Source organism: Halomonas sp. LBP4, from assembly GCF_003202205.1.
Lineage (GTDB): Bacteria > Pseudomonadota > Gammaproteobacteria > Pseudomonadales > Halomonadaceae > Halomonas > Halomonas flagellata.
Genome location: NZ_PDOG01000005.1, coordinates 118780 through 133806, shown reverse-complemented (window position 1 = coordinate 133806; position 15027 = coordinate 118780). Strand labels below are relative to the sequence as shown.

19 protein-coding genes are annotated in these 15027 nt (G+C 62.3%); all 19 read right to left on the bottom strand.

All coding sequences use genetic code 11. The features are described 5' to 3' along the window. Positions 1–45: 45 nt before the first annotated feature. Positions 46–1443, bottom strand: coding sequence for a DUF7146 domain-containing protein (locus CR157_RS17060; protein WP_110284742.1), 1398 nt, complete (start codon positions 1441–1443; stop codon positions 46–48). A gap of 584 nt (positions 1444–2027) precedes the next feature. Then, complete coding sequence (locus CR157_RS17055) at positions 2028–2645, bottom strand: hypothetical protein (protein ID WP_110284741.1); 618 nt, start codon at positions 2643–2645, stop codon at positions 2028–2030. A 102-nt stretch (positions 2646–2747) separates the two neighbouring features. Then, a complete protein-coding gene (locus CR157_RS17050; protein WP_110284740.1) occupies positions 2748–3299 on the bottom strand; it encodes a hypothetical protein in 552 nt (183 codons plus the stop codon). An 82-nt stretch (positions 3300–3381) separates the two neighbouring features. After that, positions 3382–4284, bottom strand: a complete 903-nt coding sequence (locus tag CR157_RS17045) for a hypothetical protein (RefSeq protein WP_146218712.1) — start codon at positions 4282–4284, stop codon at positions 3382–3384. Positions 4285–4356: 72 nt separating this feature from the next. Next, the gene (locus CR157_RS17035; RefSeq protein ID WP_110284737.1) at positions 4357–4971 is read right to left on the bottom strand and encodes a hypothetical protein; all 615 of its coding nucleotides are present in this window, start codon (positions 4969–4971) and stop codon (positions 4357–4359) included. Between the two features lie 104 nt (positions 4972–5075). Then, positions 5076–5372, bottom strand: a complete 297-nt coding sequence (locus tag CR157_RS17030; RefSeq protein WP_110284736.1) for a hypothetical protein — start codon at positions 5370–5372, stop codon at positions 5076–5078. An 89-nt stretch (positions 5373–5461) separates the two neighbouring features. Beyond that, complete coding sequence (locus CR157_RS17025; protein WP_110284735.1) at positions 5462–6031, bottom strand: hypothetical protein; 570 nt, start codon at positions 6029–6031, stop codon at positions 5462–5464. A 429-nt stretch (positions 6032–6460) separates the two neighbouring features. Next, entirely contained in the window at positions 6461–6970 is a 510-nt protein-coding gene (locus tag CR157_RS17020) for a hypothetical protein (protein ID WP_110284734.1), read from the bottom strand. Positions 6971–7050: 80 nt separating this feature from the next. Continuing rightward, positions 7051–7713 (bottom strand): hypothetical protein, encoded by a 663-nt coding sequence (locus CR157_RS17015; protein WP_110284733.1) that lies wholly within the window; start codon positions 7711–7713, stop codon positions 7051–7053. A gap of 89 nt (positions 7714–7802) precedes the next feature. Then, positions 7803–8648, bottom strand: a complete 846-nt coding sequence (locus CR157_RS17010) for a hypothetical protein (RefSeq protein ID WP_110284732.1) — start codon at positions 8646–8648, stop codon at positions 7803–7805. Positions 8649–8738: 90 nt separating this feature from the next. Then, the gene (locus CR157_RS17005; RefSeq protein WP_110284731.1) at positions 8739–9641 is read right to left on the bottom strand and encodes a hypothetical protein; all 903 of its coding nucleotides are present in this window, start codon (positions 9639–9641) and stop codon (positions 8739–8741) included. Between the two features lie 179 nt (positions 9642–9820). Then, on the bottom strand, positions 9821–10075 hold the full coding sequence (locus tag CR157_RS17000) for a hypothetical protein (RefSeq protein ID WP_110284730.1): 255 nt from the start codon (positions 10073–10075) through the stop codon (positions 9821–9823). After that, positions 10059–10259 (bottom strand): hypothetical protein, encoded by a 201-nt coding sequence (locus tag CR157_RS16995; RefSeq protein WP_110284729.1) that lies wholly within the window; start codon positions 10257–10259, stop codon positions 10059–10061. Before CR157_RS16995 ends, CR157_RS17000 begins: the two co-directional genes overlap by 17 nt. Positions 10260–10307: 48 nt before the next feature. Beyond that, on the bottom strand, positions 10308–10907 hold the full coding sequence (gene yfbR / locus CR157_RS16990) for a 5'-deoxynucleotidase (protein ID WP_110284728.1): 600 nt from the start codon (positions 10905–10907) through the stop codon (positions 10308–10310). Positions 10908–11085: 178 nt separating this feature from the next. Next, on the bottom strand, positions 11086–11829 hold the full coding sequence (locus tag CR157_RS16985; protein ID WP_181422095.1) for an RHS repeat protein: 744 nt from the start codon (positions 11827–11829) through the stop codon (positions 11086–11088). 64 nt (positions 11830–11893) lie between these two features. Continuing rightward, positions 11894–12322: a hypothetical protein gene (locus CR157_RS16980; RefSeq protein WP_110284726.1), complete on the bottom strand. Its 429-nt coding sequence runs from the start codon at positions 12320–12322 to the stop codon at positions 11894–11896. A 101-nt stretch (positions 12323–12423) separates the two neighbouring features. Beyond that, positions 12424–14178, bottom strand: a complete 1755-nt coding sequence (locus CR157_RS16975; RefSeq protein WP_110284725.1) for a DNA cytosine methyltransferase — start codon at positions 14176–14178, stop codon at positions 12424–12426. Positions 14179–14284: 106 nt separating this feature from the next. Next, on the bottom strand, positions 14285–14674 hold the full coding sequence (locus CR157_RS16970; protein ID WP_110284724.1) for a toxin of addiction system: 390 nt from the start codon (positions 14672–14674) through the stop codon (positions 14285–14287). 43 nt (positions 14675–14717) lie between these two features. Continuing rightward, on the bottom strand, positions 14718–14972 hold the full coding sequence (locus CR157_RS16965; RefSeq protein WP_110284723.1) for a hypothetical protein: 255 nt from the start codon (positions 14970–14972) through the stop codon (positions 14718–14720). Positions 14973–15027: the final 55 nt, after the last annotated feature.

The following is a 15027-nucleotide window of genomic DNA, read 5'->3' as shown; positions in this document are numbered from 1 at the left end:
GCCTATCGGCAGAGAAAGGAGGCGAGTCAGTCACCAGCGACAGCATCAGCTGTTCACCAGCGCTTGTGGGTTGACCTGCTGACGCAGGAGCCTGGGGTTCGGGAACCCGAGCAAACCCTGGGTCCGCATCACATCATTCCAGTCGACACCCTTGGCACGAGCAGGAATGGGCTGCTGCGGAATCAGGACCACGACTCTAAGGCCTTGAGCCTCGAGGCGAGTCTTCAGCACATTGGCTGAGCGCTCACCTGCGTGGCTCTTGTCCTTGTCGGCCCAGATGATGACCGTATGGACGCCCTGGGGCGGCTCGAACCCTTCGAGAAGGGTTGTATTGACCAAACACCAGGTCGGTATGCCTGTGGCACGAAACCCGCTGAGAGCGGTTTCGAGGCCTTCAGCAACACCGAGTACGCCATCCACCGGTGTGCCCATCCGAATGGCCCCACCTACGACGGACTTGTTGTCCGGGACGCTCATCATCTTTCGAGCGCTCTCTACTCTGGCTTTGCCGCCAGACTGGGAGAGGTAGGTGCGGTGAAGCGTGACGATCTCGCCATCCACGTTACGAATCGCGCAGATGATCGCGGGGTAGTCGCCCCTCTTCTTCCATTTCGTGATGGTGGTTTCATTGCCTTCTTGCGTGATCGTTTCCTCGACTTCCTCGAAGTACGGAAGGCCGGGGTGGAACCGCACACAGTCGCCCTCAAGTAGGACGCCCAGGTTGCGGAGTACGATCTTCCTGCTGGCTAGGTACTTCATGGCCGGCAGTGCACTCGGGCTGGTAATGGGAACTGCCTCGTACCAGACGCGCTCGATACGCTCCTGAATCTTGGCATTGTCGACCTGGGACTGCTTCGACGTCCGTTCCTGAAGCTCCCTGAGCCATTCGGGTGAGCGCTCCTCGAGGGAGACCACCTTAGAGGCCGGGGCGGTGGATACCTCAGGCTCTCTGCTCTCGGCCGAGGCCATGCGAGGAACTGAGGTCGCCTGTACAGCGCCAGCTGCCGATGGAGCACTCGAGGTAGGCCTGGCGATTGCCGGTGCCGGACTGCTCGAGCGATCAGCATGCTGCTGCTTGAAGGACTTGCTGCGAGACGGGCCAGAGGCATTCCCAGTCGGCCGGCGATGGCGGGGTTCGACTCCAAGAATCTTGCCCACCTCCTCGACGGCCATCCGGAAGTCCCAGTGGTTGAGCCACATCAGCAGCTCGAATCCATCTTTCTTGGGACCGCAGGTGTTGCAGATGCCCCCGCCGTGCTCGGCGAAGTCTTTCTTGAAGAGACGGAAGCCGTCTTTGCCTCCATGGACCGGACAGGTCACATGGCGGCCGAGCTTGCGCATAGCAGTTTCCAGCTGAGGCGCCAGCGCCCCAAGAATCAGGGGCCAGCGACCAGTGGCTGCTTCGCGCACGTCGTCGGTCTTGAAGTAGGTGTTGTCGTTCATGACAGTCTCCTTGGCGAAGAAGCCGGGATCGAGGCTTCCCTGAAGCCCGGCACGGTGCGGGATTCAGGGAAACCCCGACACCGGAACCAAGGAGGACTCCCCCTGTCGGGAGAGTGCCTCCCGGCGGGGGTGGGGTCAGAATGTGTGCCCAATATGCCGCCTACGCAGGAGCGTAGGGGTGGCGTCAGGGCAGCAGGTCAGAGATCAAGCAAGATGAGCAGCATTGAGCACATGCTCGGTACGCCGCTCCACAGATCGCACAATCGCTACGCGCTGAAGCTCATTCAACCACCGGACGAAAAGATACTCGCCGGGGGCAACAAGACCAGCCTGGTAACGAAGACGATAGGGGGTATGGGAGTTCATCAGTGTGCCTCCAATGAAGAAGAGCACACTCCCTACTGGGCATGTGCCCGCGGTAGGGTGGTAGGAAAAATGCTGATTGTTTGGGAAGGCCAGCGCTACCTTCGTTTCACTGCCAGAGGCAGAGAAGCCCTATTAGCATGGCACGATCACGAGCCATGGTAAAGAGGCCTCGGGTGGGGAAATAGGGGCTCAAAGAGCCCCCTTCCCTACTCGCCTACCTAAGCGGCGGCGGTCATCGGCACGTCGGTGACGGCCGTTTCTCCAGAGCGCTCCAGGCTCTCAACCAGCTCTCTCACCAGAGCCCCCGCGGTGTCCTCGAGTTCGGTTTCGAGATCACGCAGGAAGCGCCCCCAGACGACCCCAAGTGTGCGGGCGCGTTCAGGGTAGCTGACGCCAATCGACCGGTAGGCCTGGTTGACGAGCACCTCGATGGTGCCGGCCGTCTGGGTCGGCACCAGCTCCATCAGGGGTTGAGCAGTCTCCGTCTTCCACTTCCCGGTGAAGATACCCGGTGCATGGCTGACGAAGATGCCCAGCTCCCATGCTGCGGCATGGTCCTGGTCGAAGATCCCGAGCAGGCTCATCATGCCCCGTTCCTGCTGAGCTACGTACAGACGACGGAAGGCGGACGTCTCACGACGTGGCCGGTAAATCCGAGCCATGAGAGGTCGGAGAACCGCCGCTGAGTGGCACTGGAACTGCATACTCACGAAGGGCTCCTGATCAGGGTCATCGAGCTTCAGGAAGTAGTGCAGTCGTGTTGTCTTCGCATCCGCGGGGAAGCCCCACAGGCGAAGCCGGTTCTTCATGCGCCTGACGGCGTCATCGTGTGTCATGGCAACCTCCTTGGGTTGTAAGCGCCAGCATCCCAAGAAGGGATTCGGCGCCTGGTCAGTGAGGGTACGCGCCAGCAGAAGTCCGCTGGCATCTACCCTTCCTCATGCCTTGTCGGCTGATTCCAACCGCCAGGCCGCATACTGCTGTTCAAGCTGCGCCAGGATGGCGACAGACAGGTGCCCCAGATAGCGACGGATGTCGTATTCCAGGGCCGCCAGGAAGCTAGTCGCCTCATGGGGTGTGATCCCTGGTCCCGGGGGCATTGGGCCCTGGATAGGCGCTTGCTCGAGCACAACACCCAGTCCTTTGGGGCTGACCGACGATCGGAGATCACCATCCTCGGTGAGCGTGATCGAAATGCTGCTTTCTCTGGCGGCGAACCCATTGGCTAGCCCGAGCAGCAACCGGTTCTGTCGCCGGGCCCTGGCAGGGTAGATACCGGTATAAGCTCTACCCTGATAGAGCAATGTCGCAAGCGAGCAGACAGCCGCCCAGGGCAGCACCCCATGGAAGCGGATTCTTGCTTCTTCGGGATACAACCGACCGGCCGGCTGGCTCTCAACAGCGGACTTCACATAGCCGATGTCAGCGGGGAGCCCCGCGGCGACCACCAGCTCTCGCGTTACCGCCGGAATGTCGAAGGCGTTGGCCATGGAGACCTCCTGAGGGATGAATTCCAGGAGGCCTCCCCTTACGGGGTAGCACCCCCGGAAGGATAGAGACCACGAGGCGGCCTCAGGCCGCGCTCGCGCTAATGGCTGGCTGAGGACGAAGGCCGTCCCTGCCACCATGTTCACTACGGAGTTGCCGGATAGCCTTGGCAACCACCCGACGCTCACGTGAGCGGCCACCAGGTGCGTCGACACAGGCGAAGATCATGGCGTCTTCCAAGCCCTCACCGGTGTCACGCCGTGTGATAACGCACTGCAGACAGCGTTGCTGCTTTCGCCCTTCCGCAATGGCGTCGATGTCATCGACCAGCTGCTCAAGAGACCAGGATTTCAGCCTTTCTTCAGCGAGGAAGTCGAGGTGCGACGTGTAGCATCGGATCTCCACCGTGTAGCGTGGTGTCCGATAGATTCGCACGGTTCGCCAGACGCCTGAGTCAGCTTTCGCCGGCACGACCCTGCGGCACACACCGGTGATCTCCTCGACGTCCAGCGCCAGCCGTTCATGAACCTCATCCAGGAACTGGATCAGAAGCCGCTCCTGCTCTGTCGGCATCGAAGCCCCACCGGCAGCTTCCACGATGGGCAGCACCCCAGACAGGGTGAATCGACGGGACAGCGTGGGGCGCTCCTGCGGCAGCGAGGGCGTCTTGATCTCCATGGCCATCGACGGCTCCGCCGCTTCTACACGGTGGAGCATGGCACTGACCTCCTTGCGCATCCGTCGCGCATGGATACGGCGGAAGGGGCTGATGCCCATGTCATGGACCTTCTCTTCGGTCAGCCGATCCAGCTGGTGACGAAGGGTTGGAATCGTCAGCTGCCCTCCGACAGGACGAATGCCACATGGCAGGCCGTCACCATCACAGGTCAGTTCGAGCTTGATGCGAGGCAATCCGCGCCGAGTGAGCACCTGCTCAGCGTAGCGCTGCAGGGCGCCCCACTCGTCGTGTCGTTGGCTCTCGGTCATGGTGTCCTCCAGGGATAGGAGGGACCCTCGCCCCAACCGGGGAGAGAGCCCCGGTCGGGGTGGGTAAGAGCGTCAGGCCGCGATAGACGCCGGCGTGGCCGGATTATCGAGGAAGGCTCTGGCATGGGCCTCCAGATCCGCCAGGACGCCGGAAAGCTCATCGTTCATCAGGTTGATGCAGAAGCGGATGGCCTCAAGCATCGCCTCTGGCGTCAGCTCACCCGGGTCATCGCACCAGGACAGCCAGTGGGCCGTCCATTCCGGTAGTTTGTATGGCACCACCAGGCAGCACGAGTCGGGCCCGTAGGGTGGCTCGACGAAAGGCACGATTGGCACCTTCAGCTCGCCGTCATCGTCGTCGATTCCGTTGACGATGATGTGCAGCTTGTCCAGCATCCGGCGCCGACGAGCCAGCAGGACCGACTGAAAGCCGGAAAGCTCCGCGGGCTGGTTGTTGGGATGTAGGAGTTGCTGCAGCTTTTGCTCAATCGAGGTCAGATCCAGATCGCCGGCAAGCTCCAGACCAAGGAAGGTCTCGGAGCCCGCGCCGGGGTCGAACCGACCCTCCTCGTCGAACACGGGAAACGCCCTCACCAGATGCGTCGGGAAATGATGCAGCTGACTCAGGCAGAGCTCGAGGTGCGCCTGCAATGGCGGTTTTTCGACCGCTACGGTCTCTTGGATCATGGTGGTGCTCCTTTCAGCAGAAGGGACACGACCGCCCCAGGGGGCGAGTCGCCCCATGGGGGTAAGAGCCCCCAATGGGGGCTCGGGCAAGACATGCAGGTATCTCAGGTCCCTGGCTGGTTCTCGTGTAACGCGCATCCGGCCTCGGCATAGCCGAAGTCCGGTGGCACGGTGACACGGAAGTCCTCGAAGTCCTTGAGAGTAGCGTCTCGCATATCAGCGGGATCACGAGGAAGCGGGACAACACCCGGCTCGAGCGTGTAGGGGGCGCCGCGCAAGACTGACGAGCGCAGCACACCCACCATCGAGCCGGACATGTACCCCAAGGTGTGTTCATGCAGCACCACATACCGGGTGCTCGAGGGGCGCTTTCCGTCATGATTCCGGGCTGGATTCGCCATGGTGATGCTCCTTTCGATCAAAGGGGCACTACCGCCCCAAGGGGGCGGGTCGCCCCATCGGGGTTGGCACCTGCCCAGGGCAGGTGGCTTCAGGCAGCCACGTCGAGACGTGACCACAGCTCTTCCGTCAGCATCCGCGCATCGTGGCGCATCTGCTCGGCTAGAGCTTCGAGGGACTGCTGCCAGACTCGGTCAAGCCTTTGCAGCGAGGTCAATGACAGGCGCTCTTCAGAGACCAGGTCACTCCTGATACCCATCTCGACACTCTTCGCCAGGTCAGCGATCAGTGCGAGATCCGTTTCACGAAAGGCGATCTCCTCGGGGTTCCGGGGAGGGGACGACATATCGGCTTCGATATGCACCCGAACATCGCGCTCATGAAACAGCTCATAGGCATCGCATGCCAGTGCCATGTCCCGTTGGCAGCGTTTCGCCGCGAGCTCACGGTAGGCCGAAGGCGGCCCTCCTACCGTCACTGGTAGTTGGACCAGCGCCAGCAGCCGCTCACGCTGCAGGTTCCCCTGTAGCGTGACCAACGGCGGGCCGTCGGGCTCTTGGAAGGAATATGGCTCTGCGCCAAATGCCAGCCCATCCGGGTATCCGAGCTCCCGAAGGCGCTGACGGATGAAGAGGCTGTCATCGGTGCTGATATCGAACATGGAACTACCTCCTGGATAGCAGCATGGGGCCGGTCACCCCACAAGAGGAGCCAGTACCATAGAGAACGACACCGCGAACGCGGGACGTGGTTGGGGAGCACGCCAAGGACGCCGCGGCCGGATGGCCGTGGAGAGCTCAGAGAGTCACCGACAGAGGAACGGCACCCAAGGCGCCGGAGCGACGGGGTCGCTTGGGAATGACCTTACAGGCCAGGCCTGGGGTCACGGTGAGGAAAATGCTGATTGTTTTGACAGTGGCCAGCGCTTCCACTGCTTCACTCCCAGAGGGAGAGGAACTCGGCTTTCCGCATCGAGCTGGCGCCTTGGGCGACAACCCGCTGGGGAAAGCCCACCCCGAGGGGTGAGCTTGGGTCAGTATAACGCGGCGGGTGGAAAGGAACAGGTGAGATGGACGATAGTCCAGCGCCCTCAGGCTTTTCTCACTGCCATCAGCTCCTTGAACACCTCGGCGCAGTCGGCAACGACACGTCGACGCAGATCCTTGACGAACTGGCTGCGAGCCTCGGCTAACGAGGGGGTAAGCAGTTCCCTGCCCTCCTCGGTCTCCTCGGTCCACAAGACGAAGTCGAAGTCATCGTTCACTGTGGTCTGGTCGGTCAGGAGCGGCCCCTTCGAAGGGTCGACCCAGACGTCAAGACACAGTCCCCGATACGCCAGATCAATGAGGTCCAGGGCCTTACGGACCCGGGCTTGCCGGAACCGGTTCCTGATCCTCACCTGGGGCGTTTCATCACCTCCCTGGCTGGGGTAGCAGATCTCCAGCAGCGGGATGAGATCGACATGGTAGAACTTGCCTTCCAGGGCCAGTCCCGCAACCTCCTCCGGCTCGTAAGCTATGGAGCTGAAGATACTGGCCATCGGGTAGCCACGCGCCTCCATCTGGCGCCTAATAAAGGCGACAGGTGTACTTGCAGTCATGAGATTCTCCTCATAGGCATCGGGCCCGCTCCCAGTGGGGAGCGAGACCCGATGGGTGGTCAGCGCCACTCGGCGCTACGTCAGAACAGCATCCCCAGCTGTCCTTGGGCCCCAGCAGGGACCGAAGGAACCGCCGCGAGGCTATCAGGCGGGTCCAGCTCGAGCTCCCTATCCAGCCACATCTCCGTGACCTGCCGGCCGTCGATCGACCAGAGCAGTGCCGAAGAGATGCCACGTCCCGTGTGGTACCGGATTACCGGGTGTCCCGCATAGGCATGCCAGGTGACCTCTCGGTCATCGGCGAATGCCGTGGCAGTGACCCGATCTCGCCATGCCTGTGCCTCGGGCAGTGACAGAGGCGGCGTGCCCGGCAGGCCGGACACCAGGTCCACCCTGTCGGCACACACCATGCGATGGCCATTCACGGTCACCACCAGGCCTGCATGATCGCCGCGGGCACGCCGACCCTCGGCAATCGCGACCTCATCGTGGTAGACCAGGGTCATTTCGCCCTCGTACAGTGCCTCCGGCACCAGCCGATAGGCCCAGATGGTCGGCTTGTGCTTCACACCCCAGGGGCCGAAGACATTGCCAAAGGCCGTATAGCGGTGGCCCTGAAAGACATCTGACTTCACTGACAGTGGCTTGCCCTTCTTCGGATCGAAGCTGGACGCGGCCATGCAGGTGTTGATGTTCGCGAGCTCTTCCCAGCGTTCCGCCGGGACATCGATCGTGAGCGTCATGGAAAGCCTCCTTGGACGTAGAAAAAGAGCCCGCCCCCGGTGGGGGGCAAGGCTCCTGGGTGAACGGCCCCCAGAGGAGCCGGTCGGTATCAAGCTGCCTGGGCAGCTTCGAGTTCCTTCAGTACATCACGGGCCTCGTCGATCGCCTCGTACACCACGTCCGACAACACGCCGTCGAAGAAGCGGTCGGTGAGCGATCGGGTGAAAGGCGCGGAATGCACCCCTGCCAACTCCATCTCGGTGTCCAGCGTCTCCACGTAAGCGCTCAGGCCAAACAGTTCCTTCTGTCCCTTGGCCACCTCCGAGAGGAGCTCCATCACGGACTCGCCCTCTTCATACTCGAGGTCGAACTCGGAGATGCGAGTCTTGATGACCTCAACCTTGAAACGAGCAGTGCGTCGCGCCCAGACCACGGTCCCCTCGTCACGCTCGGCGAGCTTGATGTTGCGAAGCTCGGAGTCGATGGCGAGAGAGGTGCGCTCAAGATCGTCCCACAGCCATTGGATCAGGCGTTGCCACTGGCGTTGGTAGATCTCGAGAACCCCTTGGCCTTGGGTTGTCATGGCGGAGATGTGATCCCAGTCCAGCTGATCATCGATCCCCATCGAGTAGGCGTGGTGGTCGCCACACTTCTCACCCTTGGTGTAGATCTCGACAGTGTCGGCCTTCAGGGTGTCCATGAAGGTCAGCAGTTCCAGCAGCCTCTTCCCCTCCCTGCGCCCGACAAGGCGGGCATAGGCAGAGTCGTAAGGCGAACGGGCCTGCTCGCGGATCATGCGCCTGGCGAGGGCATGCAAATCCATTGCAGTGAGGCGCCCATACCAGGCCACCCCACTGCCCTGCACAAACCCCGAACACTCATGGAGTTCCAGGTTGAGCGCCGGGTAGCCAAGCTCCTGGAGTCGACATTTCAGATAGTACGAGTAATGTCCCATGGGACCTCCTGTCATCCAGGAGAGCCCTACCCCCTGACGGGAGTTGGGCCCTCGAATAAGCAAGGGCTCGGCTGAGCACCCGCTGTTTCATCACGCCGCTTCGGCGTAGCTGCCAGCCTCGGCAGCGGACATCTGACGGCGCACCTCATCGATTGCTTCGGCGAAGACCGAACGCCGGCCCTGGTTGAAGCCCATGCCCTTCTCGTTCTTGGGCACGAACCAGTACCAGATGCAGTCAGAGGCCAGCTCATCGCCGGTTTCTCGATCGAGTATCACCGCCTTCAGGTTGGTGACACGCCCTTCGTCGGCCGCCAGCGTCGAGAGGAAGTCCATCATGGCTTCTTCGTCCCATTCACAGGGTCCGATACCGACAAGGTCGTCATCGTTGAACTCATGGAGCTCGAAGCGATAACGCGCCGTCTCGAAGGACCAAACCTCGGCCTCCTCGACATACTCCGCCAGCTTGATGTTCTGAAGCTCCCCATCGATGGCTCGAGAGGTGCGCTTCAGATCCTCTTCCAGCCAGGCGAAGAAGTGGTCCCAAGCCCGCTCATAGACAGTCCAGCGCTTCAGGTGCAGATCCGGCTCCGAGGAGTCCTCTTCGACCAGCTCCTTCAGCTGCTCCATGTCCAGAGCGTTCTCGGGGTAAGCCACCCCCATGGCGTTCCAGTGGTGGTAGCGGCCGTCGCCCTTGCGGTAGATCTCGAGCGAGAGCTCCTGGCCAAGGCCGTCATAGAGATCGAACAGCTCGAAGAGGCGCTTGCTTTCGAGCCGGCTACGCAGCCGTTGGTAGGCGGACTGTTGTGGCGCATGGCCATCACAACCACTCACCTGCCGCTGGGCCAGGGCCCGCAGCGCAGCTGAATCGAGAATGCCGTACCAGGCCACACCATCACCCTGGCTGAAGCCGGAACACTCGTAGAGGTCCAGCTCCGTCGCAGGATAGGCGAACGCCTGGAGGCGGTTTTGCATAAAGGTGTTGTAGTGAGTCATGGTCGGGCTCCATCAACATGATGGGGCACCATTCCCCTAGCGGGGTGATGCCCCGCTAGGGAAGGGAAAGAGAAAGACCCCGGCATTGCCGGGGCTGGTTCAGAGCTGCAGTGTGCTGAGGCACCTCCCCCTGTCGGGGCGAGTGCCCCGACGGGGTAGGTAGAACGCAAGCGTCGCCATCACTGCTGGGCGTCACAGGCGAGTTGGGAAAAATCGACTACAGGGCGATCCCCGTAGCTCTGCCGGACAGCGTCCACATCGACGTCGACGAACAGCACCTTGGTCAGGCCTGTCCTGCCGCTGCGGTAGTGGATCGCTACCGACTGATCGGCATACTCGGCCCTGAGGGTCTTCTCGACTCCTGCCACATCGTGGCAGGACCGATCATTCCCGAAGGCCTTGATGGTGAACGGCACCTCAGAGGAAGAGCGCATTGACTGCCTCCTCAATGTCCCGTTCGGTCACGCGGGCCTGCCAGTTTTCTTCACGTGGATCGAATACCGAGGTGTCTACCTCGATCTTCTCGATGAAGAGTGCCGGCTGACCTTCTTCGTTGAGCACCACCGCGGTGGCGCCGTTGTCCTGCAGGGCTGGAATTCCGAACTGAGCGACAGACATGGGTGTTTCTCCTGATGAGGCTGGGGGTTGGCTGGTTGGGTTGGGTGGTCAGAAGGTCATCTCGGGACGGGCCATGAGCTGATCGACGGATACGCCGATCGAGCCTCCGAACCAGTCGTCCAAGATCTCGATTTCCTCGCACTCCCCCTTGAGCGCCTCCAGCGTGCTCGACAGGGTGTCGAATGCCTGCTGGAACTCAGCGGAGTTGCCTGCAGCGATCTCAAGCTTGCACTTGATGAACGCGGCATAGACGTCACACGCCTTGAACAGAGTCTCCTCGTACCCTTCCAGCTCGAAGTAGCTCTGGATGGGGTTCTGGAGGCTGTCCGGCAGCGTGCCGATAAGCTGCTTCTCAGCAGCGTCCTCGAGCTTGCGGAACTCAGCTCGAAGGGCCGGCGTGGCATTTTTCACCGGGGTCACGATGTCCGAACACAGCACTTCGGAGAGATCGTGGACCACGGCGTGTCCCATGAGGCGTTCAAGGTCGATGACCTTGCCGCGTTCACGAGCAATGGTGCCGGCGATGAGGGTGAGCATGGTCACGGACGCGGTGTGCTCCAGAACAGATTCCGGGGACACGCAACGCATCAGGGACCAGCGGCGGATCAGGTGCTGGCGCATGGCCAGGCCAATGAATCCGTAGGACATGGTGTATCTCCATCATAGAGGCGACACACCATTGCCTAGCGGCAGGTGTGCCGCAGGGCGGGTAGGGAAAATGCTGATTGTTTGGGAAGGCCAGCGCTACCTTCATCAAGTCCACGGATGGACGAGATGGCTTCAGGGTAGAGCATCTGCGAGAGGGGCAACCGTCTGGTAGTGCCCTTTAAGGGCGGGGTGGTGATTTTCGGTGATCAAAGCCCAGGGTGCTGTAGTCGCCGGTGGCCGAGGTGAGGCGATCGGCGGCGTCGTAGCCGAAGGCCTGGTGCCGGGCCGATTCGAGCAGGTCGTCGATGGTGGCGACGTTGTCATCCACGGTGTGGCCGTAGTCCCGGTCCAGGATGCCGGGCACGGTGATGCGCTCGACCTGGTAGGCCTGGTTCAGGCTCCGGGTCTCGGTGAGGCCGTTACCCCGGGTCAGCGATGTGATCGGGCCGAACGGGGCCCGCTCGATCTGGCTGGCCAGCACCGTCACGGTACCGCCCTCCTCGGTGGTGACCTGGCTCACCCGGCCGGCGGCGTCGCGCTGGTAGGTCACCACCCGCCCGCTGGGATAGGTGATGGTGTGGATCTGCCCGGCCCCGTCGTAGGTGTAGGCCAGGGTGTGGCTCTCGCCGTCGACGCTGCGGGTCTCGCGCTTCACCTCGCCGCTGGGGTGGTAGTCGTAGGTGGTGACCCCGGCCCCGTCGGTGACCGAGGTGAGGCGGCCGATGCCATGCTCGGCGCCGGGATCGTCGTAGCCGAGCGTGACGTCTGGCTCGGCGGGATCGTCGGTGGCGATGCGGGTGAGCCGGTTGAGGGCGTCATGGGTGTAGGTGGTGACCTGGCCCAGGGCATCGGTGCGGGAGTGTCTACGGAGCAGGCTCCCGAATGCCGCCAGGTCATCCCGCGTTGTAGAGAGAACGTCCACGCAAAGAAAAACCCCCCGCCGGTCATAGCGACCAGCGGGGGGTTGAGGCAGGTGGCCAAGGCCACTAGAACAGCAAGGGCACTGTGCCCACCAGGAAACCCAGTACACCAAGTCCAGCACCGATGAGACCCAGGCGCAGGGAGTGGCGGACACTGAGATCCTGATGGTTCCAGAACCAGAGATACACCTCATGCATGCGAGCACGACGGACTTCGAGCCGCACGGGTTCCTTGAACTTGATGTTCAGGGCATCCACGGCATCGTAGTCAAGTGCCACAGAGGTGCGCCCTACCCCCGGCAGCCCCGCAGAACCCATGACGTAGCGCATCACCTTGTCCCCCGTCTCCGGGTTGATGATGACCACCGGCTCACGCCGAAAGAACCGACGCTTGTCGATCCGCCGCGAGTCCACCCAGCTGTTGTGCAGCCGGATGATGGAGTGCTGCAGGCCGGAATCTTCCGGCGGCAGGCGGACAACCGTCTCGATCCACATGGCATTTCTCCTAACGTGGATGTCGAGGCATTCCCTGGCGGGAGTGGCCCCCGACAGGGTGGAAGAAAACCGCCGCCCCCTCTCGGGGACGACGGCTGAGATCACGCAGCACAGGACAAGGCCTGGCCGGCGATCGACGAAGCGCCCTTCCCCAGAACGTGCCGGGCTGGAACGCTGGCGAGATCGGTAATGACCGACTCGCCATGCTCACGGATGTGATCCGCGTCGTAGACGCCCACTGAGGCGCCAGGACATTCAGGCTCGGGACCACCGCTGATCACAGGCAACGCGATGATCTGTCCTTGCAGACGGATCTCAACGCCATGCTGCGAGACGGCCATCGGCCAGCCCTGGCGGCGACCCTCGCCAACCAGCGCCAGCCGACCCGAGAGGACATCCAGGGTGGCGGGGAACCAGTCCAGGTCTTCGCCACCAATCGTGCCGTCGTTCTCAGGGTCCAGCACCTGCACCTCGACCTCCATAAGGTGGTCCTGAGGAAGACCGGCTGCGGATCGCAGCGACCTTCCCAGAGCCATGCCGACAGCTTCGAACTTAGGGAAGCAGACGGATTGGCCCAGCACCTCATGGGCTCGGGTATCCGACAGGCCACGAATCAGCGTCTCCGGCACTCCCTTCAGACGAGCGTGCTCGCAGGGAATGAACAGACGTGACAGTGAGCTATCGTGCGGATGCACCAGGAACGGCTCCGTGCTGCGGGCCTTGGCGTAGCCGCGCCCCACGGTGCCACAGGAGGCCTCGGCGCCGGTAAGCAACTGGCGCTTGAACCCCTTTCCAGCCGCGGCATCCCGTGTCGCCTTGTCCGCGAGGTAGTCGAATGACTTCCAGCGGTCCTCAGCGATGCGCTCGAAAGGCTCCAGGATGTCGTAGAGGCAGGTTTCCTTGGTCTTGTGCGGTGTCACCGCATCCAGATCAAAGACCCCTTCCAGCCCCTTGGATATCGCCACGAAGCACAGGCGATTGCGATCTTCGAGAACGCCGAACTCATTGCCGTTCAGCACCCGCTCTTGAAGCTCATATCCCAGGTCATTCAGGACAGAGCGAATCACGGACATGCTGGCAGAGCTCTGATATTCCGGTACGTTCTCGCCAATCACCACGGCAGGGTTGAGCACCTTGATGAACTCGAGGAACGAAAAGAACATCGCGCCGGCGGCGTGATGATCCTCTGCATGCTCGAGCTTGTTCTTCGAACGCCCGCTACGGCTAGCGCCGGTGCATGGCACCCCGCCGCACAGAACGTCCATCTGCGGTGGGTTTCGACCGAGGTCGACATGCTGCACGGGAGACTCGATCGGGATGGAGGTGTCATCCCAGAGCTCGGGATTGTTCTCCAGGCTCGCGTTCAGGTAGGTCGATTCGATTTCGACGGCAACGCCGATCTTCGACGCGACGCCGACACGATCCAACCCGGAGTGAAGCCCAGCATCTAGGACCCCACCGCCGTGGAAGAGCGAGGCGACCCGCAGGGGCTCCCCGGTCCTGATCTTCGAGAGCAGCCGCTCCACCCGCTCCGCCACCTTGCCTTCCTGGTGGTGGGCCGTGACAACGATCTTGCCCTTGGCAATCAGCACTCGCAGCATGGCCACGCCATCGAACAGCTCCGCCAGTTCAGCGCGGGTGATGTCGATAACGGGATAAAGGGTGCCGTTGCGTTGGCGCTTCGAGACCATGTACTTGCCGTCATCGTGGAGCTTGATGACGACGCGTGCATCCTCGAGGGCCAGGTCATACCGGTCGCCAGGTTGGTACCCTTCACGCGCCAGCTTGGCGCCGTCCAGGTAGATGCGGCGCTTGCCGCGGGTCTCGCCCAGCTTGGTGTTGACGATTGTGGTCATGGGTCTACTCCATCAGAGAATGCAGGGCCACAACCGCCCCATGGCGGGGTGGAGGCCCCGCAGGGGGAAAAGCCGGACCCTAGGGCCCGGCTGGTTCAGTCATGCGTCAGTCGTCCAGCTGACCCGCCTCTGCAAGCGCATTGAGGAAGTCATCAGCACGTGCCACGGGCGGTGGCCCGAGGTAGACGACGTCAGCACCAGATTGGCTCTTGGACAGGAACTCAGGCGCCAGCGGAATCCACTTGGATCGCCGCAGGCAGAACTTCGTATCCAGCTTGAGCGTCGGCATTTCCGCATGGGTGATCACGATCTCTCCGGCGCCTTGGCACTCGGTGCGTTGGCTGGTGCCATACGCAATCCGAACGCATCGATTGGCGACGTCGAGATCCATCACATATCCCGGGCGGAACTTGGGGCCTGGATGGCGAGGATTTTCGTCCTCTGGCCACCAGACGAGCAGCACTCCGCCCACAAGGGCAGAGAGGGGGCTTGCCATAGCGTCCTCCTGCCCAGTGGGCACAGTTGTGGTTAAGGCGAGATCACGCGGCCTTCAGCACACCGTTCTGCACCAGGAAGTCCTCGATCGAGGTTCCCAGCGCAGCCGGTGAAAAGTCGGCTCTGTGGTCACGCATCCCATCGCTGATGAAGCGATGGATCAGCTGCTCGGTGGTGATACCGAGCTGGCTTGCTCGCGCCTCCAACCGCTCGGGCATGGTCGCCCTGGGGTGGAATTGCAGCTTGATGCTAGGGGCCCCGGTGTGGCGAACCGACACGCGGGTCACTGCAGTGGTCATGAGGTGTCTCCTTATCGAGCGGAGCCACCTACCCTCCCGGGCGCGGTGGCCCGAT

Excerpts from the sequence above, each read along its gene's own strand:
- CR157_RS17060 (WP_110284742.1), bottom strand. The coding sequence starts at position 1,443 with ATGAACGACAACACCTACTTCAAGACCGACGACGTGCGCGAAGCAGCC.
- CR157_RS17055 (WP_110284741.1), bottom strand. The coding sequence starts at position 2,645 with ATGACACACGATGACGCCGTCAGGCGCATGAAGAACCGGCTTCGCCTG.
- CR157_RS17050 (WP_110284740.1), bottom strand. The coding sequence starts at position 3,299 with ATGGCCAACGCCTTCGACATTCCGGCGGTAACGCGAGAGCTGGTGGTC.
- CR157_RS17045 (WP_146218712.1), bottom strand. The coding sequence starts at position 4,284 with ATGACCGAGAGCCAACGACACGACGAGTGGGGCGCCCTGCAGCGCTAC.
- CR157_RS17035 (WP_110284737.1), bottom strand. The coding sequence starts at position 4,971 with ATGATCCAAGAGACCGTAGCGGTCGAAAAACCGCCATTGCAGGCGCAC.
- CR157_RS17030 (WP_110284736.1), bottom strand. The coding sequence starts at position 5,372 with ATGGCGAATCCAGCCCGGAATCATGACGGAAAGCGCCCCTCGAGCACC.
- CR157_RS17025 (WP_110284735.1), bottom strand. The coding sequence starts at position 6,031 with ATGTTCGATATCAGCACCGATGACAGCCTCTTCATCCGTCAGCGCCTT.
- CR157_RS17020 (WP_110284734.1), bottom strand. The coding sequence starts at position 6,970 with ATGACTGCAAGTACACCTGTCGCCTTTATTAGGCGCCAGATGGAGGCG.
- CR157_RS17015 (WP_110284733.1), bottom strand. The coding sequence starts at position 7,713 with ATGACGCTCACGATCGATGTCCCGGCGGAACGCTGGGAAGAGCTCGCG.
- CR157_RS17010 (WP_110284732.1), bottom strand. The coding sequence starts at position 8,648 with ATGGGACATTACTCGTACTATCTGAAATGTCGACTCCAGGAGCTTGGC.
- CR157_RS17005 (WP_110284731.1), bottom strand. The coding sequence starts at position 9,641 with ATGACTCACTACAACACCTTTATGCAAAACCGCCTCCAGGCGTTCGCC.
- CR157_RS17000 (WP_110284730.1), bottom strand. The coding sequence starts at position 10,075 with ATGCGCTCTTCCTCTGAGGTGCCGTTCACCATCAAGGCCTTCGGGAAT.
- CR157_RS16995 (WP_110284729.1), bottom strand. The coding sequence starts at position 10,259 with ATGTCTGTCGCTCAGTTCGGAATTCCAGCCCTGCAGGACAACGGCGCC.
- yfbR (WP_110284728.1), bottom strand. The coding sequence starts at position 10,907 with ATGTCCTACGGATTCATTGGCCTGGCCATGCGCCAGCACCTGATCCGC.
- CR157_RS16980 (WP_110284726.1), bottom strand. The coding sequence starts at position 12,322 with ATGTGGATCGAGACGGTTGTCCGCCTGCCGCCGGAAGATTCCGGCCTG.
- CR157_RS16975 (WP_110284725.1), bottom strand. The coding sequence starts at position 14,178 with ATGACCACAATCGTCAACACCAAGCTGGGCGAGACCCGCGGCAAGCGC.
- CR157_RS16970 (WP_110284724.1), bottom strand. The coding sequence starts at position 14,674 with ATGGCAAGCCCCCTCTCTGCCCTTGTGGGCGGAGTGCTGCTCGTCTGG.
- CR157_RS16965 (WP_110284723.1), bottom strand. The coding sequence starts at position 14,972 with ATGACCACTGCAGTGACCCGCGTGTCGGTTCGCCACACCGGGGCCCCT.